The organism is Sphingomonas leidyi, assembly GCF_011761945.1.
Lineage (GTDB): Bacteria > Pseudomonadota > Alphaproteobacteria > Sphingomonadales > Sphingomonadaceae > Sphingomonas > Sphingomonas leidyi.
On record NZ_JAASQV010000001.1, the window covers coordinates 602,397 to 626,256 of the forward strand.

Below are 23,860 nucleotides of genomic sequence, written 5' to 3' on the forward strand. Positions count from 1 at the left end.
CATGCATATGCATCATGCATACACATGATGCATATGCATGATGATTCGCTCCCTTCCGTCTGCGCCTGCACGATGCTGCGCAAGGCCGCGCGCATTACCGGCCGCCTCTATGATTCCGCGCTGGCCGCGCACGGGATGACGACTGCGCAATTCGCGATCCTGCGGCACGTCGCTCGGGGCGAGCCGCTGGCGCTGAGCCGCCTGGCGGAGCAGCTCGAGATGGATCGCAGCTCGCTCTACCGCGCGCTTGCGCCGATCGAGAAGCGCGGCTGGGTGGGCGTGACTGCCGGGGCCGGCCGCAGCAAATGCGCATCGCTGAGTGCGGCAGGCAGAAAGGCGCTGCACGCTGCCGAGCCCGATTGGGCAGCGATGCAGCGGCGGGTGGAGGCGGAGGCGGGCCCGGCGCTATGGCGGGAGCTCAAGGCTGGAATCAAGGGCTTCACGCAAAGCCTCGAGCGCGCGGGAGGCCGGGCATGATCGCGCTGCTTTCCCGCCTGCCGGTGGGCGCGCGCGGCTATGCCGGCATCGTCGCCGCGATCACGTTCGTCGCACTGCTCGTCTCGGCCGGCCTGCGCTCCGCGCCGGGCGTGATGATGCTGCCGCTGGAGCAGCATTTCGGCTGGGACCGCGCGACCATCTCGGCCGCCGCGGCGATCGGCATCTTCCTCTACGGGCTGGTCGGCCCGTTCGCCGCCGCGCTGATGCTGACGATGGGGATCAGGCGGACGATGCTGGGCGGGCTGGTGCTGATGTCGGTGGCCACCTTCTCGAGCCTGTGGATGTCCGAGCCCTGGCAATATGTGCTGAGCTGGGGCGTGTTCTCGGGCGTGGGCAGCGGTGCGGTCGCCTCGGTGCTCGGCGCGGCGGTGGTCAATCGCTGGTTCGCGACGCGCCAGGGGCTGGTGATGGGCATGCTGACCGCGAGCACCGCGACCGGTGCGCTCGTCTTCCTGCCGTTGCTCGCCTGGCTGGCCGAGGGCGGGGCGTGGCGGCCGGTGGCGCTGGCGGTTTCGATCGCCAGCGCGGCGGTGATCCCGCTGGTGCTGCTGTTCGTGCCCGAGCATCCGCAGCAGCTGGGCGTGCGCCGCTTCGGCGAGACCGAGGCGAGCATGCCGCCGCCCCCGCTCAAACAGGCGGCGACGCCGGCACTGGCCTTCACCGCGCTGTTCCGCGCTTCGAAGAGCATGACCTTCTGGCTGTTGTTCGGAACCTTTTTCGTCTGCGGGCTTACCACCAACGGGCTGGTGGGCACCCATCTGATCGCCTTTTGCGGCGATCACGGCATCGCGCCGGTGCAGGCCGCCGGGCTGCTCAGCCTGATGGGGCTGTTCGACCTGATCGGCACTACCGCATCGGGCTGGCTGACCGATCGCTATGATCCGCGCAAGCTGCTGTTCGTCTATTACGGGTTGCGCGGCCTTTCGTTGCTGGCGCTGCCGTTCCTAGATTTCAGCGCCTCCAGTCTGCTCCTGTTCGCGATCTTCTACGGGCTCGACTGGATCGCCACCGTGCCGCCCACGGTGAAGCTCGCCAATGTCCATTTCGGCGAGCGCGATGCGCCGATCGTGTTCGGCTGGGTGATGGTGGGGCACCAGATCGGCGCGGCGACCGCGGCGTTCGGTGCGGGGGCGGTGCGCGCCTGGACGGGAACCTACACGCCGGCTTTCCTGGTGGCGGGCGCCTTCGGACTGGTCGCGGCGGTGGCGATCCTGGCGGCGCGGGCGGAGAAGGCGCCGCGGCCGGCGCTGGCCTAGGCTGCCCGCAGCGTCTCTAGGAAGCTGCGCATCTCGCCGAGCAGGCGGCGGGCCTGGTTGACCAGCTCGTCGGTGGCGGCGTCCATCTCGGCGGCGGTGCGCGCGGCTTCGTCCGTGGCGCTCTCGGCGCCCGCCGCGCCGGCCTGGAGATCGGCGGTGAGTGTCGCGGCAGTGCCCGCATAGGCCTGGATCGAGCGGATCACCTCGCCCTGATGCCGTACCGCATGGCCCACCGCTCCACCGACTTCGCCGATCCGGTCGAAGCTGTCGCGCATATCGCCGACGATGGCGGTAGTGGCATGGACCGCGCCGGTCATCCGGGCGAGCTGGGCGCGGATGTCGTCGGTGGCGTGCGCCGTCTGGGCGGCGAGGCTCTTCACTTCCTGCGCGACGATCGCGAAGCCGCGGCCGGCCTCGCCGGCGCGTGCCGCCTCGATGCTGGCGTTGAGCGCGAGCAGATTGGTGCGTGCCGCGATCTCGGCGATCATGTCGGCGATGGTGCCGACGCTGGCACTGTGCTCGACCAGCGTGGCGAAGCGGGTATCGGCCGAGCGGGAAAGGCCATAGAGGTGCGCGGTGGTCTCGCTCTGGACGTCGAGGCTGGCTTCGACCGCGGCGAGCGAGCGTCCGAGATTGGCCGATTCCTCGAGCAATGTCGCGGCGCCGGTGTCCGCGCGGGCGGCGCGATCGGCGACGCCGCGAATCTCGTCGCGCGTGGCGGCGGCAGTGCCGACCAGGCCGCCGGCGGAGGTGCGGGTCTGTTCGGCCGCGGCAGCGAGTTCGCTGATCGCCGCGACGAACTGGCGCTCGAACCGGTCGGCGATGCGGGCGATCTCGGCGCGGCGGTCGCGCTCGGCATCGAGCTGGGCGCGGTGGCGCGCTTCGGCGGCCTGAGCGACCTGTTGCAGCTCGTCGCGCTGGGCCGCGGCGCGCAGCAGGTCGCGCTCGCCGGCGGCGCGGGCGAGCGCCTCGCCCTGCGCGAACTGCTCGCCGACCAGCGCCGCCTGGCCCATCACCGTGCGGGCGAGCAGGGCGACGAAGACGGCGAGGAAGAGGAACACGCCCGCCGGGATGTTGGCGAAGATGGCATAGAGCGCGCAGATCACCACGGCGATGCCGAGCCAGGCAAGGCTGGCGGGCGGCAGCGGGGCATAGCGCAGCGCGCCGATCGCGACGACGCCGGCAATGGCAGTGGTGGTGACGATCAGCTCCTGGTCGGTCGCGCCCAGGCCGATCGTGGCGAGAAACAGGAACCAGCCGAACGCGGAAGCAGCGGCCTCGATCACTGCGGCACGCAGAGTTGCGGCGGGATCGTCGACGCGCCAGTCGCGGCGCTTGCCGTCACGCCAGCGGACAAGGACCGCGGTGCCGATCGCGAGGTGCAGCGCCAGGGCGGCGATGTGCCAGGACCAGAAGCCCTCGGCGTGGATCGTCAGCGCCAGCGCGATGCTGACGAAGACGCTGGCGGCATAGGAGACGGGATAGCCGCGCTGGATGGCGACGGCATGGGCGCGCATCAGCAGCGGCGGGAGCGCCGCCCATCTGTCCCAGATCGCCCGCCGCAGGGCGTGTGCGCTCGCCTCTCCCATTCGGCACCGATTAGCTCAGCATGGTTACCATGGCGTTTACAGTCGCAGGTGGATGCCGCGGCGGTGGAGCGGGATCAGCAGCGCCAGCACGAGCAGCAACGCCGCCAGCGCGAAGAGGAACGAGGCGAGGAGGAGATTGCCGGGGAGGAGCGCGGCGAGCGCATTCCACGCCCAGGCCTGGAATCCCGTGCGCATCGCGGCGAGCGAAAGCAGCAGCGAGAGCAGATAGCCGAGGATAGCGTTCATCCCCAGTACGTCGAGCGGCCACAAGACCTTGCGGACCGCTGCGCTGCGCGCGGCGAGGATGCAGCCGGTGAACAGGATCGCCGACAGGCCCGAGGTGAGCAGCGCGAAGCTGCTGGTCCACAGCTTCTTGTTGAGGGGAAGCCAGGGTGCGAGCAGGAGACCGAGCGCGGCGAGGGCGATGCCGGCGAGCAGGATGCGCATCGTCGCGCGTTCGGGCGCCGCCTTCCAGAGCAGGGCGGCGAGCGCGCCGAGCAGGACGTTGACCAGCGCGGGGAGGGTGGAGAGCAGCCCCTCGGGATCATAGACGATATTGCCCGCCGCGTCGGTGCCGAGGCGGTACATATGGTGCGTGGTCACTGCGATCCGGTCGACATAGCCGGCGAGGTTGCCGGCCGGGCTCAGATCCCCCGCGCCGTGCCCGGGCACGGGCACGAAGGCCAGCAGCGCCCAATAGCCGAGCAGCAGCACGACGCTGGCGATGCCGAGCGCGGGGGCGCTGAGATGCACGCGCCCGTCCGCGTCGCGCCGGGCAGTGAGGATCGCCAGCGCGGCGGCGAGGCCGTAGCAGAGGCCCAGGCGGGGCAGGACGCCGAAGACGCGGAAATCCGCCAGGCCGGGGCGGGCAAGCATCTGCCACGCCCAGCCGATCAGGATCAGCAGCAGCGCGCGCCGGACGACGCGGCCCCAGAGCCGGGCATCGGCCCTGCGGGGGAAGGACAGGCCCAGCGCCACGCCCATCGCGCAGAGAAAGGCGGGGAAGACGAGGTCCGTGGGCGTGAATCCGTGCCACTCGGCATGGTCGAGCGGCCACCAGACATGCGCCCAGCTGCCCGGCGTATTGACGAGGATCATGAAAGCTACCGTCAGCCCACGGAACAGGTCGAGCCCGCCGAGCCGTGCGCCTGCCTGCATCCTGCCTTCGGTCATCGCGTCCCTCCCGGCCGCACCATGGATCGGTTGGGTCGCCCGGTCAAAGCGCCGCGCTTGCGGCGGAAACGGGGTGTGTTAGTGATCTAGCACGATAATGTGGGAGACGGGCATGGGCGGAGTGAGGATCGGCCGGCGGGGCGTGCTCGCGGCAGCGGTGGCGGCGCCGGTTGCGGCGATGGCCAAGGCGGCGCCGGCCAGGCTCATTGTCGGCGACCGGCTGGCGCGCTTCGACCTGCTTCGCCCCGGCGCGCGCAGCTATCTCCGTTCGTCCGAGAAGGACGGCGCACATGTCGCGCGCGACATCTGGCGGCGGGAAGTGCGGTTCGAGACGATCGACGGCGTGCGGAAGCTGCGCATCGTGCAGCGCTGGGACGGGACGGGGGCGAAGCCCTCGCTGGTCACCCGCGATTCGGTGTTCGAACCGGGGACCTGGCGGCCGTCCAGCCATCTGCGCGTCACGACGGTGGACGACAGGAAGACGGTGGAGGGTTTCCGGTTCGCGCCCGACAGGATCACCGGCCTGCCGGGCGTGGCGGACAACAGCCGCGCCGATTTCAATGTCGCTTTCCCGGAACCCATGTTCAACTTCGAGACCGACATGGAGATGCTCGGCACGTTGCCGCTGGCGCCGGGCTATCAGGTGTCGATCCCCTTCTACCATCCGGCCGGCGGCCCGCCGGCGCGCTACCTGTGGACGGTGACCGGCGACGAGAAGCTGGCCGGGCCCGACGGGCGGCCGATCGACTGCTGGATCGTCGAATGCGACTATAACAGCGGCAAGGACCCGTCGCGCTTCTGGTACGCCAAGCGCACGCAGCAGTTCATCAAGCTGGAGGCGAAGGCGCCGGACGGATCGCTGTTCCGCAAGACGCTGTTGTTCTGAACGGAGGCGTCTACGCCTTCACATACACCCAGGCCGTCGCGCCGCTCGCGAGCGGCGCCTCGACCCGGACATAGTTCTCGCTCTCATACACGTCCGCCGCGGCCAGTTCCTCGAGCGTCAGGCGGAAGACCTTGCCGGGAATGGGCGGGGCATCGGCGTCGGGAACCAGGGCCAGATGCACCGCGATGCCGCTGGCTTCCAGCACGTCCGGGTCGCGGATGGTGATCTCGATCTGCCCATAGCCGTGGAGAACATCGTCCTCCCCTTCGAGCAGGCGGCCGAACTGGCTGAGTTGCACGCTCGCCAGCTGGAGCGTGCCATAGGAGAAGAGCAGTGCGCTCCCGCTCATCCGGCGACGCCGCTCACCCGATCGCTTCGAGCACCGCGGCGCGCAGCTCGGGGATGCCCATGCCCTTCTCGCTCGACGTCGCGATGATGTCCGGATGCGCGGCAGGGCGCTTGCGGGCCTCCGCCTCGGTCCGTTCGCGGACTTCGACGAGTTCGGTCGCCTTGATCTTGTCCGTCTTGGTGAGGACGATGCGGTAGCTCACCGCGGCGCCGTCGAGCATGTCGAGGATTTCGCGATCGACTTCCTTGATCCCGTGGCGCGCGTCGATCAGCACCAGCCCGCGCTTCAGCGCCTGGCGGCCGCGCAGATAGTCGTTCACCAGATAGCGCCATTTGCGGACCATGTCCTTGGGCGCCTTGGCGAAGCCATAGCCGGGCATATCGACGAGGCGGAAGCGCAGCGGCTCGCCCACGTCGAAGAAGTTCAGCTCCTGGGTGCGGCCCGGCGTGTTCGAGGTGCGCGCCAGGGCGTTGCGCCCGGTCAGCGCGTTGAGCAGCGACGACTTGCCCACGTTCGACCGCCCCGCGAACGCGACCTCGGGCACTTCCTGGCCGGGCAGGAAGGCGAGCGTCGGCGCGGACTTCAGGAACGTGACCGGGCCGGCGAAGGTCTTTCGCGCGGCCTCGATCATATCTTCGTCGAACCCGCTCACTTCGCTGGGGATTCCTTCTTCACCGGCTGTTTCAGCACCGGGTGGCGCGAATAGAGCCATTGCTGCTGGAGGATGGTGATCACGTTGGAGGTGATCCAGTAGACCTGCAGGCCCACCGCGAACGGCGCCATCAGGAACATCAGCATCCACGGCATGATCGCAAAGACCTGCTTCTGGATCTCGTCCATCGGCGCCGGATTGAACTTCATCTGGAAGTACATCGACACGCCCAGCAGCACCGGGATCACGCCGATCGCCAGGAAGGAAGGCGGCGTGAAGTGGAGATAGCCGAACAGGTTGATGATCGTCGCGGGATCGGGCGCCGAAAGGTCGCGGATCCACAGCACGAAGGGCTGGTGGCGCATTTCGATCGTGAGCAGCAGCACCTTGTACAGCGCGAACATGATCGGGATCTGGAGCAGGATCGGGAGGCAGCCCGCCAGCGGGTTCACCTTCTCTTCCTTGTAGAGCTTCATGATCTCCTGCTGCTGGCGCTGCTTGTCGTCCTTGTAGCGTTCCTGCAGCGCCTTCATCTTCGGCTGGATGACGCGCATGCGGGCCATCGATTCGAACTGCTTGTGCGCGATCGGGAAGAGCAGGCCGCGGATGGTGATCGTCAGCAGGATGATCGCCACGCCGAAATTGCCGACCAGGCGGAACAGCATGTCGAGATAATAGAAGATCGGCTGCTCGATCACGCCGAACCAGCCCCAGTCGATCGCATAGCTGAACCGGGTGATGCCGAGCTTTTCCTGATAGGAATCGAGGAGCTTCACTTCCTTCGCGCCGGCGAAGAAGCGGCTGGAATAGCTGGTCTGCTTGCCCGGCGCGATGACGAGCGGCTGATCGAGCTGATAGTCGGCCTGATAGGCCTTGCTGGGGTTCTGGCGCTGGCCGAAGGTGACGCCCAGCCGCTGATCGGGGATCAGCGTGGTCAGCCAATAATGGTCGGTGAAGCCGGCCCAGCCGCCCTTGGTCCTGAATTCCTTGGGCGTGCCCTCGACATCGGCCCAGCCGAGATAATGGGCTTCGTCCGCGGTGGCGGCGATCGGGCCGACGCGGGCGGCCCATTGGCCGGCGTCCTTCGAACGCTCGGCGCGCGAGACCGAGGCATAGGGCGTGACCGAGACCGGCGCCTGGCCGAGATTCGCGACCGTCTGGCGGATCGTGAACATGTAATCCTGGTCGACCGCGAGATCGATGCGGAAGGTCTGGCCGGTGGCGGTCCTGGCCGTCAGCGTCACCGGGGTGGTCGGCGTCAGCCGGGTGCCGCTCGCCTGCCACACGGTATTCGCGTTGGGCGCCTGCACGCCTGCCCCCGACCAGCCGAACTCGGCGAAATAGGCGCCCTGCGTGCCATTGGGCGAGAGCAGGTGGATCGGCGGCGAGTTCTTCGCGGTGGTCTCGTCATATTTGACGAGGACGAGATCGTCGATCCGCGCGCCCTTGAGGTTGATCGAGCCCTTGAGCGAAGGCGTTTCGATTGCGACGCGCGGGCTCTCGGCCAGCACGACGGCGCGGTCGCGCAGCGCCGCGGGGGCATCCGCGGTCGGCAGTGCCTTGGCCACTTGCTTGCCGTTCACCATCTGGGTGGCGGCCGGCTGCTGCGGGAAGAACCAGTGCATGGCGTAGGGCCATGCGAACAGCAGCAGCCCCGCGATCACCGCGAACAGCAGGAAATTCTTCTGATCGTCCTTCACGTAACCGATTCCCCGGAAAAACTTATGGCACTGGGTCGTAGCCGTGCCCGCCCCATGGGTGGCAGCGGGCGATCCGCCGGATGGCGAGCCAGCTGCCTTTGACAGCCCCATAGCGGCGAAGCGCCTCGATTGCATAGGCCGAACAGCTGGGCTGGTAGCGGCAGCTGGGCGGAAGCACCGCCGACGGGCCGATCTGCCACGCCCGGGCGAGCAGGATGAGCAGCCTGGCCATCATGCCGATTCCCCAGGATGACGGACAAGGGCGCAGCTCACCGCCTTATCCTCCCCAAGGCCTTGACCAGCTCGGCCCTGAGATCCTCGAACGGGCGCTCGATGCCGCCATTGCGGCCGATCAGCACATGGTCGGCGCCGGGCAGGCCGGCTTCGGGCAGCACTTCGCGGGCGAGCGTCCTGAACCGGCGCTTCATCCGGTTGCGGATCACCGCGTTGCCGACTTTCTTGGATACGGTAATGCCGACCCGCATGACCGGATCGGCATCGTTGCGCGCATGGACGATCAGGACAAAGCCGGGCATGGGCGCCCGCTTGCCCGCGTTCGCCGCGAGATAGTCCTTGCGCTGCGTGAGCCGGCCAAGGCTCACCGCCGCACCGTCGGCGATTACGCCGACAGCTTGTTGCGGCCGCGGGCGCGGCGGGCACGGATCACGTTGCGGCCGCCCGGGGTCGCCATGCGGCTGCGGAAGCCGTGCCGGCGCGCACGCACCAGGTTGCTCGGCTGAAAGGTCCGCTTCATCGCTCATCCTCAAGTATCTAGAACGTAAAAGGGCCACCACAGGGGCGGCCGCGTGTCGGGTGCCCATAGTGGGGAGATCCGGCCGAGTCAACGCGTTCCATTCCGCAAACCGGGCAGTTCGGCCTCCGCATGCGCGATTTCCGCCGCCCCTTCGCGCAGGCGGCGCCTGCGGGCGCTGCGGCGGCGGAGCGCCATGTCGGCATAATGGCCGAATCGCGGCCAGCGCCGCTTGGCGCGACAGAAGGCCCGCTGCGCCCAGGCCGAGTTCCGCAGCACGAGGACGAGCCCGGCGGCGAAGACGAAGATCCCGCCCGGACCCGGGAGGATGCCGACCAGCGGCGAGACGGCGATCACCAGCACCCCCGCGACGAACAGGGCGGTGCGGACGATCGGGCTGCGCGCGCTTGCCATGCGATCGAAATGGGGAGTGTGTATTGCCTATACAAGACACGTCGGCCGTGGTTCATCGCTGCTTAGCCTTGTTTCGTCGCCCCCCGGTCGCCCCCGGTCGCGCGCGCGTCGCTCCCTTCGGAGGGGAATCGGCATAGGCGCGGCCATGACCCGCTCTTCCTGCCTGCTCGCCCCGATGCTGTTCCTTGCCGCCTGCAGCGGCGGGGGAGGCGATGGCGGTGTCGTCGCGCCGGTGCCCACGCCTTCGCCCAGCCCGTCTCCGTCGCCGACGCCCACGCCGAGCCCCACCTCCGCGGTGGTCGTCGAAGTCGGCCCCACGACCTTCTCGCTGCCCACCCAGGCGACTCGCCACTTCGCCTGCAACGTCACCGGCGCGACCGACACGCGCTGCACCTGGTCGGTGCAGGAGGCGAATGGCGGGGCGATGTCGGCCGACGGCATTTATGCCGCGCCGGCCAGTCCGGGTACCTATCACGTCGTGGCGACGAGCGTCGCCGATCCCGCCAGCTCCGCCAGCACGGCAGTGACGGTGACGGTCCCGGTCACCAACAAGCCCTGGGTGACCGGCTATTATCTCGGCTATTTCTCGCACACCATGTATCCGCCGGCGCAGGTCGACATGACTGCGCTCACGCATTTCGTGTTCGGCCGCGTCGCGCCGGGCGGAGGTTCGCTGGACGGCAATCCGGGCGATGTCGTGCTCGGCGGCGGCAATTCGCACGATCCCGGCCTGTCGCCCGACGGGGTGCGGAGCATCGAGGACTATCTGATCAAGAAGGCGCACGATGCCGGGCGCAAGGCGCTGCTGATGATGGGCGGCGCGGCGGACGGCGACGGCTTCCTGCTCTCTACCACCGATGGCCGCCGGAAGGACTTCGCGCGCAAGATCGTCGATTACATGGTCGCGCACGACTATGACGGGCTCGACCTTGACTGGGAGGACAAGTTCGAAGGCAGCGACGAGATCACGCCGCACGTGAGCGGCGCCGAGGCCAAGCGTCGCGCCTTCGCGCTGATTGCGGATCTCCGCGCCGAATTCGCCCGGCGGCCGCGCTATCAGGGTGCGGGCAGGGCGGCGCTGCTCACGCTGCCGGGCTACACGGTCTCGATCAACGATCTGGAGCCGGGCGGCAGGGTGGAGCAGTGGCAGGCCGATCTGGCCAACAGCGTCGACCAGTATAATCTGATGAGCTACGGCATCGGGACGACCTGGAACGGCAATGGCTGGCTGTCCTGGTTCAGCAGCCCGATCTACGGCGCCACCGGCGTCACCCCGCGCGACCTCAACACCAGCGTCGAGGCCTATGAGCGGAGCGGCGTGCCGCGTGGCAAGATCGGTGTCGGCATCGGCTTCTACGGCATCTATTTCGGCCCGACGATCACCGGGCCGCGGCAGGACACCGAGCGCAACCCGGTCTACGAGACCGATGACGTGGCGCTCAACTATGCCGACATGGTCGGGATGGGGTACATGTCCCATGGCACCTATCATTGGGACGAGATCGCGCAGGTCGGGTATCGCAGCTATCCGAATGGTGGCTATATCCCGACGGGATCGGGCCGGAATCCGGCGGGCTTCCTTTCCTATGAGGATCCCCTCTCGATCGCCGCCAAGGCGCGCTATGTCCGTCAGGCGGGGCTGGGCGGCGCGATCATCTGGGCGATCAACTATGACTATCTGCCCGACGGCACCAGCCCGCTGCTGGGTGCCGTGAAGCGCAACTTCCTCACCGCCACGCCCTGACCGTCACGCCCTGATCGATTGGTCCGTCCGGGGGCATCCCGGTGCGCACCGGGCGCCATCGCCGCTATCGTCCGGCTCCGGTTTGGGGGGAAACGGGCTTGGTCGCGAGCGTATCGACGGTTGCCTATCTGGGACTCGAGGCGCGTGCGGTGGAGGTGCAGTGCAACCTCGTCGCCGGGCTGCCCAAGTTCGTGGTGGTCGGCCTGCCCGACAAGGCTGTGGCGGAGAGCCGCGAGCGCGTCCGTGCCGCCATGGCCGCGATCGGGCTCGCATTGCCGCCCAAGCACATCATCCTCAACCTCTCGCCTGCCGACCTGCCCAAGGAAGGCTCGCATTTCGACCTGGCGGTGGCGCTGGCGCTGCTGGGGGCGATGGGGGTGGTCGATGCCGAGACGCTGTCCGGCTATGTCGTGGTCGGCGAGCTGGCGCTGGACGGACGGATCGCGCCGAGCCCCGGCGTGCTGCTTGCCGCGCTCCACGCCGCCGAGATGGGCAAGGGGCTGGTCTGCCCTGCCGCCCAGGGGCCGGAAGCGAGCTGGGCAGGGCAGGTGGACGTGGTCGCCGCGCCCGATCTCATCGCGCTGCTCAACCATTTCAAGGGCGACCAGCTGTTGCCCGCGCCCATGGCCGGCACGGTCGAACCGCCGGCTCTCGGGCCCGACCTCGCCCAGGTGAAGGGGCAGGAGACGGCGCGGCGCGCGCTCGAGATCGCGGCGGCGGGTGGGCACAATCTGCTGATGTGCGGGCCGCCCGGGGCGGGCAAGTCGCTGCTCGCCTCCTGCCTGCCGGGCATCCTGCCGCCGCTCGATGCCGCCGAGGCGCTGGAGGTGTCGATGGTCGCCTCGGTGGCGGGGACGTTGCAGGGCGGGCGGCTGACGCGGGCGCGGCCCTTCCGCAGCCCGCATCACTCGGCCTCGATGGCGGCGCTCACCGGCGGCGGGCTCAAGGTGAAGCCGGGCGAAGTGAGCCTGGCGCATCTCGGCGTGCTGTTCCTCGACGAACTGCCCGAATTCCAGCGGGCGGTGCTCGATTCGCTGCGCCAGCCGATCGAGGCGGGCGTGGTGAGCGTGGCGCGGGCGAATGCGCACGTTACCTTCCCCGCGCGGGTCCAGCTGGTCGCGGCGATGAATCCGTGCCGCTGCGGGCATCTGGGCGACCCCGCGCTCGCCTGTGCCCGGGCGCCGCGCTGCGCGGCGGACTATCAGGCCAGGGTCTCGGGTCCGCTGCTCGACCGGATCGACCTGCATGTCGAGGTGCAGCCGGTGCGTGCCGTGGATCTGGTGCTCGATCGGCCGGCAGAGGGCTCGGCGGCGGTGGCGGAGCGGGTGGCCGAGGCGCGGGCGGCGCAATCCGCGCGCTATCGCAATGTTCCCGCGCGCACCAATGCCGAGGCGGACGGCGACCTGCTCACCGATCACGCCCTGCCCGACGAGGCCGGCCGCAAGCTGCTGGCGCAGGCGGCCGAGGTGATGCGGCTCTCGGCGCGCGGCTATACCCGGGTGTTGCGTGTCGCCCGCACGATCGCGGACCTGGCGGGCGCGGATGGCGTGGGGCGCATGCACATCGCCGAGGCGCTGAGCTATCGCCGCCAGGCCCCGCGAAGCTGATCGGGATTGTATCGCGGCCGGTCTTGTGTCCTGATGCCGGCGCTTCGCTGGGGATGCGTTCAAAAGGGGGATTGCATGCGCTGGATGACGATGCCGCTCAGGCGCTATTTCGATTTTTCGGGCCGCTCGCGGCGGCTCGAATACTGGATGTTCGTGCTGTTCGTGTTCCTCGCGGCGTTCGCCTGGATAATCTTCTTGTTCCTGCTTGGCGACGTGACCGGGAGCGATTTCCGTTCGTCCCGCGTGTTGAACGGCGCGGAGACGGCCTGGGTGGTGGTGGGCTGCCTCCTCTATCTCGCGATCCTGATCCCGGCCATCGCCGTGCAGGTGCGCCGCTTCCACGATCAGGACAGGACGGGCTGGCTGTGCCTGCTCAACTTCATTCCCTATGTCGGGGGGCTGATCGTGCTGGTCTTCATGCTGCTGCCCGGCACCAGGGGCGAGAACCGCTTCGGCGACGATCCCAAGGATCCGCACGGCGCGGAGCAGGTGGCCGACGTCTTCAGCTAGGACGCATGCATGTGGCGAGCGCCTGGCCGGGCGCTCGCCACAGGGCATCTTAGTATCTGGAAATCCTGCCAGCGCCTTCCTATAGGGGGCGCCAAGTCGATCCATGGCCCCGTGCCGATCGGCATGCGGGTGTGGCGGAATGGTAGACGCAGCGGACTCAAAATCCGCCGTTGGCAACAACATGTCGGTTCGAGTCCGACCACCCGTACCATCGAAATCCCCGGGAAGTGCCGAGGGGGCCGGCGGCGCGGTGCCGCCAGCCCGGATGGCGGTCAGCGCGTATAGGCCTTGCGCAGCTGGGCCAGCTTCGCCGGGCTGAGGCCGAGCGCGTCGTTCAGATAGCCGGCAGCGCCGCCGCGATGCCTGTCCATCACCGCGAACACCGCTTCGATATAGGCGCGATCGGCGGCCATATAGGCCTTGAGCACGTCCATCGGCAGCTTGCGCCACGCCTGCGAGGCCTGGTCGTCGGCCTGCACCGCCTTGCGCGGATCGAAATATCTGTTGGTCAGCAGATAGTCCTGGATCACCGTCTCGCGCGGCACGTCGAGCGCGGTGAGGATCAGCGCGGCGGCGACGCCGGTGCGGTCCTTGCCCGCGGTGCAGTTGAACGCCAGCGGCGCCCGCCCGGCGAGCAGTTCGCCGAACATGCGGCGATACTGGCCGTTGAACTGCTTCAGCAGTTGCGGATACAGCGCGGTCATCGTCGCCTTCGCCTCGGCTGCGCTGGGCGGGCGATCCGGCCGGGGGGCGAGCGCCGCCGTGTCCATCACATAATCGTCGGCAAGCACGCGCGGCGCCTTGCCCGCCGGCCACGCCACCGGCTCGGTGCTGCGCTCGCTGGTGCTGCGGAAGTCGCAGACGGTGCGGATGCCGCGCTTGGCGAGATAGTCGAAATCCGCGCGCGTCAGGAAGTGCATCGAGCCCGAGCGATAGAGCATGCCCCAGCGCACCGTGCGGCCGGTGCGGGTGCGATAGCCGCCGAGGTCGCGGAAATTCTGCCCGCCCTGGAGCGGGAGCAGCCGCGCATTCTCGCCCTGTGCCGCCGGGGCCTGTTGCTGGAGGGCGTTCGCCGCGAGCGGCACCGCCGCGGCGGCCAGCACCGCAAGGCCGATCACGCGGAAGGAAGTGGTGATACGCATGTCGGGTTCTCCTTAGAAACGGACCGTGCCGGTAAGGCCGTAGGTGCGGGGCTCGTTGAAGATCCCGTAGGTGCCGAGCGCCGCGCTGGTGTTGCGCAGGTACAGATACTGGCTGTCGAACAGGTTGCGGGCCCAGACCGAGAGCTCGAGGCGCGCGGCGCCGTCGTCCAGCGCGATGTCCGTCAGCGCCAGGCGGCCGTTGACGATGAACGAGGGATCGCCCAGCGTCGGGTCGCTGGTCGAGCTGTACTGGCTTGAGGCATAGTTGCCGTCCAGATGCGCGACGAGCGTCGCGGCGCCCATCGGCACGCGATAGTCGATCGCGCCGCTCGCCGAATTCTTGGGCGCGAAGATCGGATAGACCGGCACCAGCGGATTGCCGGCGACGAACGGATTCGGCGCCGCGGGCAGGCGGATATGCTGGCGGGTATAGTTGCCCGACAGGGTGAGGTTGGCGACGGGCATCACCGTCAGTTCGGCCTCGAAGCCGGAGATCCGGCCCTTGCCGGCGGTGTTGGTCGTCTCCAGCGTGCCGCGGTTCGAACCGGGGATCACGGCGTTGAAGTCGATCTGCACGTCCTTGTAGGTGCCGGTATAGGCGGCGAGGTTCAGGCGGGCATGGTTGTCGAGGAAGCTGGCCTTCACGCCGCCCTCGAACACCGAGACCGATTCCGGGCCGAACCCGCGATAGGTGAGCGAACGCGAATTGGCGCCGGCCGACTTATAGCCCGTGCTCCACTTGCCGTAGAGCATCACGCCGTCGGCGACGTCGAGCGACAGGTTGACCAGCGGATCGACGCGATCCGAGGTGACGTTCATCGGCACCACTGCGGTGACGCCGTTGACCGTCGGGATCCGGCCGTTGACCTGGTCGAGCTCGCCGGTCTTCTTGTCGTGCGAATAACGGCCGCCGAGCGTCAGGTGCAGCCGGTCGCCCAGCAATGCCGGGGTGTAGGTGAACTGGCCGAACACCGCGGCGCTGTTCGTCCTGGCGATGCTGGCGCGATCGGGGAAGGGCGTGGCCGAGACCGGCGCGGGCAGCACGCTGTAACCCGTGCCGTCGGCGTTGAACTTCAGCGTGTTGGGCGCGAAGGCGTTATCGCCGACATGTTCGTTGTAATAGAAGGCACCCGCCACGAAGCTGAGGCGTGGCAGCTCGCCGAGCAGCTGCACTTCCTGGCTGAACTGGCGCTGCCCGAAATTGGCGATGCTGTAGCGCGCGAAATTGCCGTTGGGGGCGAACACCGAGAGGATCGCCGAGCCATTGTCATACTGGCTCTGGGTCAACGTGCGGTAGCTGGTGATGGAGCGGGCGCGGAGGCCGCCGCCCAGCTTCCAGTCGAGATGGAGCGACATGCCGGTGGTGTCGCCGACGCTGGGCTGGAGCGGCACGCCGACATTGCCGGCCTTGGCGCGTTCGGCCTGGAGCTTGAGGATCGGCGCGAGCGGCAGGCTGCCCTTGCGGAGCAGCTGGAGATAATTGGGCGAGCCCTCGTCATGCGAGACGTCGAACTGCCAGAGCGCGCTGAACTTGTCGCTCGGCTCCCACAGTGCGGCGACATGCGCGCCGCGGCGGTCATGGCTGTTGAAGTCGAGTTGCCCGGCCATCGGATTGTCGATCGTGCCGCCGCGCTTCTGGATCACGCCGTCGAACTTCAGGCTGATATTGCCCGCACGCGGCAGGTCGAGGTGCAGTGCGGTTTCGTAGCCGCCGAAATTGGCGATGCCGGCCGAGGCATTGAGGCGGAATTCGCCGCTCGGCTTCTTCGTCACGATGCTGATCGCGCCGCCCTCGGTATTGCGGCCGAACAGCGTGCCTTGCGGGCCCTTGAGCACTTCGATCCGCTCGATGTCGTAAAGGGCAGTGCCAAGGCCCTGGGCGCGGCCGAGATAGATGCCGTCCATATAGACGCCGACGCCCTGTTCGCGGGCCGGCTGGTTGGCATCGCCCAGGAAGCCCACGCCGCGAATGCCGATCACCAGCGCCGAAGTGCGCGAGAAGAAGGGCGCGACGCGCAGGCCCGGGACCGAGCCGTCGGCCAGGTCGGCGAGGGTCTGGATGTGACGGTTCTGGAGCGCCTCGCCGTTCAGCACCGCGATCGAGATCGGAGTCTTCTGGAGATTGGTCTCGCGGCGCTGGGCGGTGACGACGATCTCGCCGAGGCCGCCGCTCTGATCCTGTTCGTCGGCCGCGACCATGCTGGCCGTATCGGCCTGCTGGGCGAAGGCCGGCGCGGCGAGGAGCAGCGCCGAGGCGGCGGCTCCGGACAAGGCTGCCAGGCGCAGCCGGTGCTTGACGTTCCGTTTCATGATGACCCCCATCTGGCTGATGACGAGCGGGCAACTAGAACGATTGTATGTATCTTCTGTGACGCTTGTATGGAGCTGCGCATTCCGGCATTGGCTTGGGCGCGAAAAGGGGGAGGGCGGGATGTCCGGTCAAGGTATCGCAGCTGCCGGCAAGGGCAGCGGGAGTGCCGAAAAATGGATTGCGGCGGTGCTAAGTGCCTGGGAAGTGAGCGGCCAGGCCGCGGTCTCGGCGCGCGGGCTCGCGCAGGCGACCGGGCTGCCGGCGTCGTCCATTTATCACCATTTTGGCGACCTTGAACGTTTGTATGTATGCGCGCACGAACATGCCCAGGCACTGGCGGCGGAATGGTGCGGGGCGCGGCTGGATCAGCTTGCGGACGTGCCCGGGGGCGCCGAGTCGCTGCCGGCCTTGCTCGCCGCACTGATCGACGATTGGTGCGAGGGGCAGCGCGGCCTGGCCTTTGCCTGGCGCGAATGCCAGCTGCTGGTCGCGCGCGATCCGCGCTATGGGCCGGCCGCCCAGCGCTGGCGCACGCTTTGGGCGGGATTCTGGCGCCATGTCTGCGACCGGCTCGGCATCCCCGGCACCGCGACGATCACCGAACGGCTGTTCGACGGGGAGAGCTTCCTGCACATGATGCGCTGGCGCCGCTCGGTGGATCGCGCCGCGCTGGACGAACTGTGCCGCGGCTGGGGCAATTGGCTGGGCGGCACCTTGGCCGGGCCGTCGCCCTGGCGCGACATGGCGCGCGGCTGCGCCCAGCGTTCCGCGCCGCTGCCCGAGGCGCGCGACGAGACTGCGGAACGGATAGCCGAAGCGGCGGCGGCGATCGTCGCGCTGGGCGGGGTGGCCGGCGTGACGCACCGCGCGGTGGCGGCCGGGGCCGGGCTGACGCTCGGCGTGGTCTCGCACAAGTTCCGGACGAGCGCCGAGTTGCTCGGATCGGCCTTTGAAGTGATCTATCGCCACAACGTGCCGGCCGGCGAACTCGAGGCGGAACTCGCCGCGGCGACCGATGGCGACGGCCGGGCCATGCTCGACAGGCTCGGCGAGCGGCCGGGGGCGGAGGCGTTCCGCCTCGCCACTTCCGAACTGATGATGGCGGCGATGCGCGATCCGGCGCTTGCGCCCTTCGCTGCGCAACTGCGCTATCTGCGCGGGCGCACCTCGCGGCTGTTCCTGCAGGCGATGATCGGTCGCGACCGGCCGGTCGGCGCGCTCGACGCGGCGATCTTCTCGAGCTTCGCGATCGGACAGGGCAATGCGCACCGGGGCCTGCCCGACGACGAGCGCCAGGCGGCGAGCCTGGCCGAGACCGAGGCGCTGCTCTCCTTCCTGCGCGGCGGCTGACGGTCGCATATTTGTCATCCCCCTGGGCCAGAGGGGATTGGTGAGCGGGGATATCCGATCGAGTCGAACCGAGCGGCTGAGCCGGGTGGACCTGTTCGCCTTCTCCTCTCCGGTCATCCTGTTCCAGGCGATCGAGCTTGCCTGGCGAACCTATCTTCCCGCCTTCTTTGCCGCGACGCTGGGGCTGCCGATCGCGGCGGTGGGCATGCTGCTGCTTGCCGCGCGGCTGTTCGACGGGTTGATCGATCCGTGCATCGGCTGGGCAAGCGATCGGTTCCCGACGCGCTTCGGCCTGCGCCGGCCATGGATGGTGATGGGAGCGCCGCTGGTCAGCCTGGGCGCGCTCGGGCTGTTCTGGGCGGTGCCCGGCACCGGCATCGCGACGCTCGCCGCGTGGAGCCTGGTGTTCCATCTCGGCTACACGCTCATCGCCACGCCGCATGGCGGCTGGGGGCTGGAGCTGTCGCGCGACGCGCATGAGCGGGTGCGGGTGATGGGCGCGAAGATCTGGGTGGCGATGGCGGGAATGATCGTCACCCTGGTGCTGCCGAGCCTGCTCGAGCGCGGTTTCGGCCTGGGGCGGGCGGCGCAGGTGGGGGCGCTGGGCGCGGCGATCGTGCTGCTCGCGCCGATCACTGTATTGCTGGTGCTCCGCCGGATTCGGGAGCCGGATGCGCCTTCGACCACGCGCGTGGCCAATCCCTTCGCGCTCTTCGCCGGAATGCTGCGCACGCGGGAGATGCGGCGCATCCTGATCCTCTACGGCCTGGTCGGCATGGCCGATGCCGCTGCGGCCGGCACCTTCCTGTTCTTCGTCGAGCAGGCGCTCGCGCTGCCCGGCTGGGGTAGCACGCTGATGCTCGTCCAGGGCGTGGTGCCGCTCGCATTGCTGCCCTTCTGGGCGCGGATGAGCCGGCGGTTCGGCAAGCGGCGGGTGCTGCTCGCCGGCTATGGCTGGCAGGCGCTGGTGGCGCCGCTGGCGCTGCTGCTGCCCGCGGGCGGGCTGGCGCTCCTGGTCCTTTGGCTGATCGCGCGCAGCCTGGTCTTCGGGGTCGACTACATGCTGCTGCGTGCGATGGTGGGCGATATCACCCGGCGCGAAGTGGAGCAGGGGCAGCGCTGGGCATCGAGCCGCTATGCGTTGTTCAACGTGACGCTCCGGCTGGCGATGGGGCTGGGCGTCGCCGCGGCGCTGGGCGCGCTGGGCTGGGCCGGTTTCGCGCCGGACGAGGCCGGGCAGGCGGAAGTCCTGTTCGCGGTGCGCGCCGCCTATGCGCTGCCGCCGACGGTCGCGGGGCTCATTGCCTGCGCCTTGCTGTTGCGCGGCGGCGAAGCGCGCCCGGCCGGGCCGGCGGAACGGCCGGGCGCGGCCCTGGCGGCCTGATCCCCAAAGGAAAGGGCCGCCGCATCGAATGATGCGACGGCCCCTAGTGGTCGCGGAGGCGATCAGAGTTTCAGGCGCGCGCCGAACAGGATCGTGCGGCCGAAATGATTATACTCGTAGTTCCGGTTCGCGGCCGTGTCGGTGTAGCGGTCGCGATAGGCGTCGGTGAGGTTGGTGCCCTCGACCGACAGCTCGATCCAGTCGGTGAGCTTGTAGCGGACCGAGGCGTCGACATTGGTGATCGCATTATAGCCTTCAAACACGTTGCCGGTGCCCGAGCCGGCATCGACATAGGGCCCGCGATAGCTGACCGAGGCGCGCGCGCTGAACTTCTTGTCCTCATAATAGAGCGTCGCGTTGAACGCCTTTTTCGACACGCCGTAGAGCGTCGAGGTGAAGGGCCGGTTCGGCAGCGTCAGCGAGCCGTTGGCGTTCACCGCCGTGGCCGGGGCGGACTGGCTGTAGGTCGCGGTCGAATCGATGAAGGTCGCGTTCGCGATGCCGCCGAAATTCTTCAGGAACCCCGGCAGGAAGCGGAACGGAGCCTGCACCGCGATCTCTATGCCCTTGAGCGAGGCTCCGGTGCCGTTGACCGTGGTCACCACGGTCCAGATCGGCTGGGCCTGCTGCGCGGGGTTGAGGAAGGCCGGCGACGAGGCGGAGAGCACGGAGGCGGGGAGGCCGGTCGAAGTGAAGGTCTGGCCGGTCAGCGTGGCGCTGACCGGGAAGCTCTTCACGTCCTTCTTGAACACTGCGACCGAGAAGATCGACTGCGGGGCGAAATACCATTCGGCCGCAAGGTCATAGGCGGTGGCGCGATAGGGATCGAGGTTCGGGTTGCCGAACGAGACCCGGTAGTTGAAGCCGTCGGCCGAGCCGCCCGGCGTCAGGCTGCCCAGCGTCGGTCGCGTCATCACATCGGCGATGGCGCCGCGCAGGATGATCTTGTCGGTCGGGAACAGCGCGATGTTCATCGACGGCAGCCAGTCGTCATAGGTGCGCTCGAAGGTGACCGGCAGCGTCCCGTTGATGCCGGTCGAGCTCTGGCGGGTCGATGCATAGCGCATGCCGGCGTTGAGCGCGTAGCGCAGGCCGAGCAGCTCGCCCTTGGCGTCGAACTGCAGATAGCCGCCCTTCACTTCCTCGGTCACGCTGCGATTGTTGCCCACGTCGAGCAGCAGCGGGCGGTTGTAGAGGCCGGTATAGGCTGCCGCCGCGTCGATATTGGCGATCACCCAGCTCGTCGTGGTGCCTGCCGGCTGGCCGGCCTTGCCCAGGTTGACCAGCTCGGTCAGCGCCGGCGTGGCCTGGAAGCCGTACACTGCCGTCGGGCCGAAGGCCGAGGTGGGCGAGCAGGTGATCGTCTTGAGCACCAGATCGAGGCCGCCATTGCCGCACACCGCGGTGTCGCGCTGGAACGCCTTCACGTCATAGTCGAAGCGGCGGTACATCGCGCCGGACTTGATCTGGAAGCCCTCGGCCACGTCCCATTCGGTGCGCAGCTGGGCGGTACGGAACTTGTTGGTGACATTGGACGGGCGATCACGGATCTCGGCGAGCTGGAAGTTCGCCGGATCGGTCACGCTGGTGCCGAAGCTGAGCACCGGGCTGCGCATGTTGGTGTAGTCGTAGCGATAATTCTGCGCATCGCGGTCGTCGAGGACGATGGTGGTCTCGACCGGGATGTCGGCGTTCGACTTGGAGAGGCCGCCGAGCAGCGTGAAGCGGAAGCTGTCGCCCAGCTGCTGGTCCCAGGTGCCGCCGATCTGGTAGAATTCGGTGTCCGACTTGCGCAGATAATGCTCGGTGCGCACCCAGGCGTCGTTGAGCGTCGCCGAGATCATGTTGTTGTTGCCGTCGTAGACCGGATTGACGACATTGATCGAGCGCTCGTTCGAGCGCAGCAGCACCTCGAGCCACTTCTCCTCGCGCGTTTCCTTGAATCGCGAATAGAGGCCGTCGATCGAGATCTTGGTCGCGTCGCTCGGTGCCCATTGCACGCTGCCGGTGAGGCCCAGGCGCTCGCGATCGTGGCGGACGCTGCCGTAGCGCGGGATGCGCGGATGGAAGGCGAGCGCGGCCTTCGAGCAGACCGCGCTGGGGACATAGGTGCCGCCCGAATTCGCCGTGGTCCAGCAATTGGTGCCGTCGACCTGATCGAACGTCGCCTGCGCCCAGCGTACCGAGTTGTTGCCGAGCTCGAGATTGTCGGTCTTCGAATAGGCGCCCGAGACCGCGACGCCGAAGGTGCCGCTGGGCGACTTCCACGAGACCAGGCCGGCGACGCGCGGCCCCCAGTTCTTCGAGAGGTCGTTATAGCTGCCCTGAACCGATCCCACGAAAGTGAAACCGGCCTTGCCGGCGAGCGGATTGCCGGTGTTCAGATCGACCACCGCGCCGAGCGAGCCCTCGTCGAGCGATGCCTCTGCGGTCTTGTGGACGACCAGCGAGCTGAACAGCTCGGAAGCGAACACGTTGAAGTCGAACGCGCGGTCGCGATTGGCCGAGGCGCCGTCGGTTGACGTGGCGACCGTCTCGAGCCCGTTGACCCGGACGCGCGTGAACTGGGCGCCGAGGCCGCGGACGGTGATCGCGCGGCCTTCGCCTGCGTCGCGCTGGATCGAGATGCCCGGGATGCGCTGGAGCGATTCCGCGAGATTCTGGTCCGGGAACTTGGCGATGTCCTCGGCGACGACTGCGTCGACCGACGATACCGAGGCGCGCTTCACGTTGAGCGCCTTGTCGAGCGATTGGCGGAAACCGGTGACAACAATGGCGCCGTCGCTGGTCTGATCCTGTTCCTGCACGCCGGTATCGGCCGGTGCGGCGGGCATATCCTGCGCCAGCGCCGGGGTTGCGATGCCCGCACCGGCGATCACGGCCAGCGAAACGCCGGCGCACCACAGATTCCGCCTCAAAATCCCCTTACGCATCCCAATTCTCCCATGGTCAGTGTTTCCGGGGCCGCACCGTCTTCGCGGCTCGCCCGGCATTTCGGCCGGCTTGCGCCAGCTCTCTGTTGCTTCCTGGCCGGCTCTCGCCCGCCGCTATGCGATCATCGCGAAGCGTCTGCGCCCGTCGGCGAGCAGCCTGCGATGGAATTTCCTGAGCGATTCCGGTCCGTTGCGCTGCGCGATGGACCCCAGACGGGTCAGCCCGAGCCAAGTGAGCGCCTCCGCGGCGCGCATGGCGGGCTCAATGCAGATTCGCTCGATATCCTGCGCCATCGGCGCGAAATAAGCCGCCTCTCCCTGCAATGTCGCGAGCTTGCTGCTCGTCTGTGCCAGTGTTTCTTGTCCGATATGGACACCGGTGTCAACCAGTCCGCGGCCAATCCGGAACAGCAGCCAGTGCAAATGGCCGAGAAGGGCATGGTCGTCGCCCGCGAATGCGCCCCGGGCCGCCATCAGCTGCTCGGCATAGATCGCCCAGCCCTCGGCGAAGGCGGGGGCATATTCGATGCGCAGCGGATGCGGCTCCGACGCCGCCTCGATGGGCAGCTGGATCATGTGCCCGGGCAACAGCTCGTGATGGACGACGGCCGGCAGCGTCCAGGAAGGGCGATCGCGGATGCGCGCGAGGTCGGGGAAATAGGCGCCCGCCATGCCGGGGGCGGGGATGGTGCGATAGCCCTGCTTGCCCTCAGCCTCCTCCTGTGGGGGCATCCGCAACGCCGACACGTTCAGGCATTCGGGCGGCAGCGGGCCGAACAGCGCGGGCAGGTGCGGGCGGGCGGCGGCCAGCGTGGCGTTCATGTCGGCCACCGCGCGGTTCCGCCCGGCATCGTCGTCGCTGTAGAGGAAGCGGCGATCCTTGAACGCCGCGCTGATCCGGGCGCCGACGGTGCCCTGGGCATGGCCCAGGCGCTTGAGCACGGCATCGGCGCGCGCCGTGAGCGCTTCCGCCACGGCGAGCATCTGGCGATGCGCTTCGGCCGGGGCGATGGCGGCGCCGTAATGGCGCTCGAGCAGGAGGGCGAAATAGCGGGCGCCGCCGGGAAAGCGGCTGGTGCCGGGCTCCTTCGGCGCACGCGGGGCGAGGTCGGCAAGCAGCCGGGCCTGCCCGGCAAGCGCCGCCGCGGCGGGACCCGTCGCCTTGCCCGCTGCGGCGATGATGCCGGAGCGGGTCCTTTCGAGCAGCGGCGCCGGAAGGACCACGCCGTACCGGGCATCCGCGGCGATCTGCGCGTTCTCGGCTTCGATGCGCTGGGCGTCGGGTGCCTTTTCGCGCCAGGCGCCGGCATTGGGGGCGATGACATAGGGTGAGCGGCCCAGCCGGCCCACAGGCAGGCTGCGGAGCAGCTCGGCATCGACGGCGAGGCCGGCGCGCACCGTCTCCAGATCGATCCGGGCCGAGGGCGAGAGCGACGCGGGATCGAAGCCCTTCAGCCGCGCGCGCCTGGCGGCGGGCGTGTCGAGCTTCGCCAGGCCGTCGAGCGCTGCGCGAAGATCGGCATCGCGGTTCGGCACGGCCAGTGCGGCGCGGGGAAGCGCGGCGACACTGGCGGCGGCGAGGAATTGACGGCGGTGCATCGCGGCTCTCCG

21 protein-coding genes and 1 tRNA gene are annotated in these 23,860 nt (G+C 68.6%); 9 read left to right on the forward strand and 13 right to left on the reverse strand.

The genetic code is table 11. The annotated features are described in order from the left end of the window. The first annotated feature begins 27 nt into the window (after nt 1–27). Nucleotides 28–477, forward strand: coding sequence for a MarR family winged helix-turn-helix transcriptional regulator (locus FHR20_RS03045; protein WP_167298160.1), 450 nt, complete (start codon nt 28–30; stop codon nt 475–477). Next, the gene (locus tag FHR20_RS03050) at nt 474–1,754 is read left to right on the forward strand and encodes an MFS transporter (protein ID WP_167298161.1); all 1,281 of its coding nucleotides are present in this window, start codon (nt 474–476) and stop codon (nt 1,752–1,754) included. Before FHR20_RS03045 ends, FHR20_RS03050 begins: the two co-directional genes overlap by 4 nt. On the opposite strand, the gene FHR20_RS03055 is transcribed toward FHR20_RS03050, so the two are convergent. After that, nucleotides 1,751–3,343: a methyl-accepting chemotaxis protein gene (locus FHR20_RS03055; protein ID WP_167298162.1), complete on the reverse strand. Its 1,593-nt coding sequence runs from the start codon at nt 3,341–3,343 to the stop codon at nt 1,751–1,753. The two genes, FHR20_RS03050 and FHR20_RS03055, sit on opposite strands and share 4 nt — an antisense overlap. A 36-nt stretch (nt 3,344–3,379) precedes the next feature. Then, entirely contained in the window at nt 3,380–4,516 is a 1,137-nt protein-coding gene (locus FHR20_RS03060; RefSeq protein ID WP_243857107.1) for an acyltransferase family protein, read from the reverse strand. A gap of 112 nt (nt 4,517–4,628) precedes the next feature. Here FHR20_RS03060 and FHR20_RS03065 point away from each other — a divergent pair, with 112 nt between their 5' ends. After that, a complete protein-coding gene (locus tag FHR20_RS03065) occupies nt 4,629–5,402 on the forward strand; it encodes a DUF3108 domain-containing protein (RefSeq protein ID WP_167298163.1) in 774 nt (257 codons plus the stop codon). 10 nt (nt 5,403–5,412) lie between these two features. Here the strand turns inward: FHR20_RS03065 and FHR20_RS03070 are convergent, their stop codons facing one another. The 7 genes from FHR20_RS03070 to FHR20_RS03100 all read right to left on the reverse strand — a co-directional run bounded on the left by FHR20_RS03070 (nt 5,413) and on the right by FHR20_RS03100 (nt 9,268). Beyond that, a complete protein-coding gene (locus tag FHR20_RS03070; RefSeq protein ID WP_167298164.1) occupies nt 5,413–5,751 on the reverse strand; it encodes a gamma-glutamylcyclotransferase family protein in 339 nt (112 codons plus the stop codon). A 13-nt stretch (nt 5,752–5,764) separates the two neighbouring features. After that, complete coding sequence (gene yihA / locus FHR20_RS03075; protein WP_167299345.1) at nt 5,765–6,382, reverse strand: ribosome biogenesis GTP-binding protein YihA/YsxC; 618 nt, start codon at nt 6,380–6,382, stop codon at nt 5,765–5,767. Between the two features lie 17 nt (nt 6,383–6,399). After that, nucleotides 6,400–8,103 carry a membrane protein insertase YidC gene (yidC, locus tag FHR20_RS03080; protein WP_167298165.1) on the reverse strand — a complete coding sequence of 568 codons (1,704 nt, stop codon included), beginning with the start codon at nt 8,101–8,103 and terminating at the stop codon, nt 6,400–6,402. A gap of 22 nt (nt 8,104–8,125) precedes the next feature. After that, a complete protein-coding gene (gene yidD / locus FHR20_RS03085) occupies nt 8,126–8,338 on the reverse strand; it encodes a membrane protein insertion efficiency factor YidD (RefSeq protein WP_137863464.1) in 213 nt (70 codons plus the stop codon). Between the two features lie 34 nt (nt 8,339–8,372). Then, a complete protein-coding gene (gene rnpA / locus FHR20_RS03090; protein ID WP_167298166.1) occupies nt 8,373–8,705 on the reverse strand; it encodes a ribonuclease P protein component in 333 nt (110 codons plus the stop codon). Between the two features lie 17 nt (nt 8,706–8,722). After that, nucleotides 8,723–8,857 carry a 50S ribosomal protein L34 gene (gene rpmH, locus FHR20_RS03095; protein ID WP_086128886.1) on the reverse strand — a complete coding sequence of 45 codons (135 nt, stop codon included), beginning with the start codon at nt 8,855–8,857 and terminating at the stop codon, nt 8,723–8,725. An 87-nt stretch (nt 8,858–8,944) separates the two neighbouring features. Continuing rightward, nucleotides 8,945–9,268, reverse strand: a complete 324-nt coding sequence (locus FHR20_RS03100) for a hypothetical protein (protein WP_208413381.1) — start codon at nt 9,266–9,268, stop codon at nt 8,945–8,947. Nucleotides 9,269–9,413: 145 nt separating this feature from the next. Between FHR20_RS03100 and FHR20_RS03105 the strand changes: the two genes are divergently transcribed. The 4 genes from FHR20_RS03105 (at nt 9,414) to FHR20_RS03120 (ending at nt 13,340) form a co-directional block, all read left to right on the forward strand. After that, nucleotides 9,414–11,012, forward strand: a complete 1,599-nt coding sequence (locus FHR20_RS03105) for a glycoside hydrolase family 18 protein (RefSeq protein WP_167298167.1) — start codon at nt 9,414–9,416, stop codon at nt 11,010–11,012. 98 nt (nt 11,013–11,110) lie between these two features. Continuing rightward, nucleotides 11,111–12,619 (forward strand): YifB family Mg chelatase-like AAA ATPase, encoded by a 1,509-nt coding sequence (locus tag FHR20_RS03110; protein ID WP_167298168.1) that lies wholly within the window; start codon nt 11,111–11,113, stop codon nt 12,617–12,619. Between the two features lie 75 nt (nt 12,620–12,694). After that, complete coding sequence (locus FHR20_RS03115) at nt 12,695–13,129, forward strand: DUF805 domain-containing protein (RefSeq protein WP_167298169.1); 435 nt, start codon at nt 12,695–12,697, stop codon at nt 13,127–13,129. A gap of 125 nt (nt 13,130–13,254) precedes the next feature. Beyond that, nucleotides 13,255–13,340: transfer RNA gene (locus tag FHR20_RS03120), tRNA-Leu, on the forward strand. A 61-nt stretch (nt 13,341–13,401) separates the two neighbouring features. On the opposite strand, the gene FHR20_RS03125 is transcribed toward FHR20_RS03120, so the two are convergent. Both FHR20_RS03125 and FHR20_RS03130 read right to left on the reverse strand, forming a co-directional pair. Further along, nucleotides 13,402–14,271: a tyrosine-protein phosphatase gene (locus FHR20_RS03125; protein ID WP_167298170.1), complete on the reverse strand. Its 870-nt coding sequence runs from the start codon at nt 14,269–14,271 to the stop codon at nt 13,402–13,404. A 12-nt stretch (nt 14,272–14,283) separates the two neighbouring features. Continuing rightward, the gene (locus FHR20_RS03130; RefSeq protein WP_167298171.1) at nt 14,284–16,581 is read right to left on the reverse strand and encodes a TonB-dependent receptor; all 2,298 of its coding nucleotides are present in this window, start codon (nt 16,579–16,581) and stop codon (nt 14,284–14,286) included. A gap of 121 nt (nt 16,582–16,702) precedes the next feature. Here FHR20_RS03130 and FHR20_RS03135 point away from each other — a divergent pair, with 121 nt between their 5' ends. Both FHR20_RS03135 and FHR20_RS03140 read left to right on the forward strand, forming a co-directional pair. Further along, nucleotides 16,703–17,932 (forward strand): TetR/AcrR family transcriptional regulator, encoded by a 1,230-nt coding sequence (locus FHR20_RS03135; protein ID WP_167298172.1) that lies wholly within the window; start codon nt 16,703–16,705, stop codon nt 17,930–17,932. A 40-nt stretch (nt 17,933–17,972) separates the two neighbouring features. Continuing rightward, nucleotides 17,973–19,316: an MFS transporter gene (locus FHR20_RS03140; RefSeq protein WP_167298173.1), complete on the forward strand. Its 1,344-nt coding sequence runs from the start codon at nt 17,973–17,975 to the stop codon at nt 19,314–19,316. 62 nt (nt 19,317–19,378) lie between these two features. Here FHR20_RS03140 and FHR20_RS03145 read toward each other — a convergent pair whose 3' ends face one another. Next, nucleotides 19,379–22,150: a TonB-dependent receptor gene (locus FHR20_RS03145; protein ID WP_243857198.1), complete on the reverse strand. Its 2,772-nt coding sequence runs from the start codon at nt 22,148–22,150 to the stop codon at nt 19,379–19,381. A 213-nt stretch (nt 22,151–22,363) separates the two neighbouring features. Continuing rightward, a complete protein-coding gene (locus FHR20_RS03150; RefSeq protein ID WP_167298175.1) occupies nt 22,364–23,848 on the reverse strand; it encodes a DUF885 family protein in 1,485 nt (494 codons plus the stop codon). Nucleotides 23,849–23,860: the final 12 nt, after the last annotated feature.

What these genes read in the sequence shown, in the direction of transcription:
- FHR20_RS03050 (WP_167298161.1), top strand. Translation starts at nt 474, where the DNA reads ATGATCGCGCTGCTTTCCCGCCTGCCGGTGGGCGCGCGCGGCTATGCC.
- FHR20_RS03115 (WP_167298169.1), top strand. Translation starts at nt 12,695, where the DNA reads ATGCGCTGGATGACGATGCCGCTCAGGCGCTATTTCGATTTTTCGGGC.
- FHR20_RS03065 (WP_167298163.1), top strand. Translation starts at nt 4,629, where the DNA reads ATGGGCGGAGTGAGGATCGGCCGGCGGGGCGTGCTCGCGGCAGCGGTG.
- FHR20_RS03060 (WP_243857107.1), bottom strand. Translation starts at nt 4,516, where the DNA reads ATGACCGAAGGCAGGATGCAGGCAGGCGCACGGCTCGGCGGGCTCGAC.
- FHR20_RS03045 (WP_167298160.1), top strand. Translation starts at nt 28, where the DNA reads ATGCATATGCATGATGATTCGCTCCCTTCCGTCTGCGCCTGCACGATG.
- FHR20_RS03100 (WP_208413381.1), bottom strand. Translation starts at nt 9,268, where the DNA reads ATGGCAAGCGCGCGCAGCCCGATCGTCCGCACCGCCCTGTTCGTCGCG.
- rpmH (WP_086128886.1), bottom strand. Translation starts at nt 8,857, where the DNA reads ATGAAGCGGACCTTTCAGCCGAGCAACCTGGTGCGTGCGCGCCGGCAC.
- FHR20_RS03105 (WP_167298167.1), top strand. Translation starts at nt 9,414, where the DNA reads ATGACCCGCTCTTCCTGCCTGCTCGCCCCGATGCTGTTCCTTGCCGCC.
- yihA (WP_167299345.1), bottom strand. Translation starts at nt 6,382, where the DNA reads ATGATCGAGGCCGCGCGAAAGACCTTCGCCGGCCCGGTCACGTTCCTG.
- FHR20_RS03070 (WP_167298164.1), bottom strand. Translation starts at nt 5,751, where the DNA reads ATGAGCGGGAGCGCACTGCTCTTCTCCTATGGCACGCTCCAGCTGGCG.
- FHR20_RS03135 (WP_167298172.1), top strand. Translation starts at nt 16,703, where the DNA reads ATGTCCGGTCAAGGTATCGCAGCTGCCGGCAAGGGCAGCGGGAGTGCC.
- FHR20_RS03055 (WP_167298162.1), bottom strand. Translation starts at nt 3,343, where the DNA reads ATGGGAGAGGCGAGCGCACACGCCCTGCGGCGGGCGATCTGGGACAGA.
- FHR20_RS03130 (WP_167298171.1), bottom strand. Translation starts at nt 16,581, where the DNA reads ATGAAACGGAACGTCAAGCACCGGCTGCGCCTGGCAGCCTTGTCCGGA.
- FHR20_RS03150 (WP_167298175.1), bottom strand. Translation starts at nt 23,848, where the DNA reads ATGCACCGCCGTCAATTCCTCGCCGCCGCCAGTGTCGCCGCGCTTCCC.
- FHR20_RS03125 (WP_167298170.1), bottom strand. Translation starts at nt 14,271, where the DNA reads ATGCGTATCACCACTTCCTTCCGCGTGATCGGCCTTGCGGTGCTGGCC.
- yidD (WP_137863464.1), bottom strand. Translation starts at nt 8,338, where the DNA reads ATGATGGCCAGGCTGCTCATCCTGCTCGCCCGGGCGTGGCAGATCGGC.
- FHR20_RS03145 (WP_243857198.1), bottom strand. Translation starts at nt 22,150, where the DNA reads ATGCCCGCCGCACCGGCCGATACCGGCGTGCAGGAACAGGATCAGACC.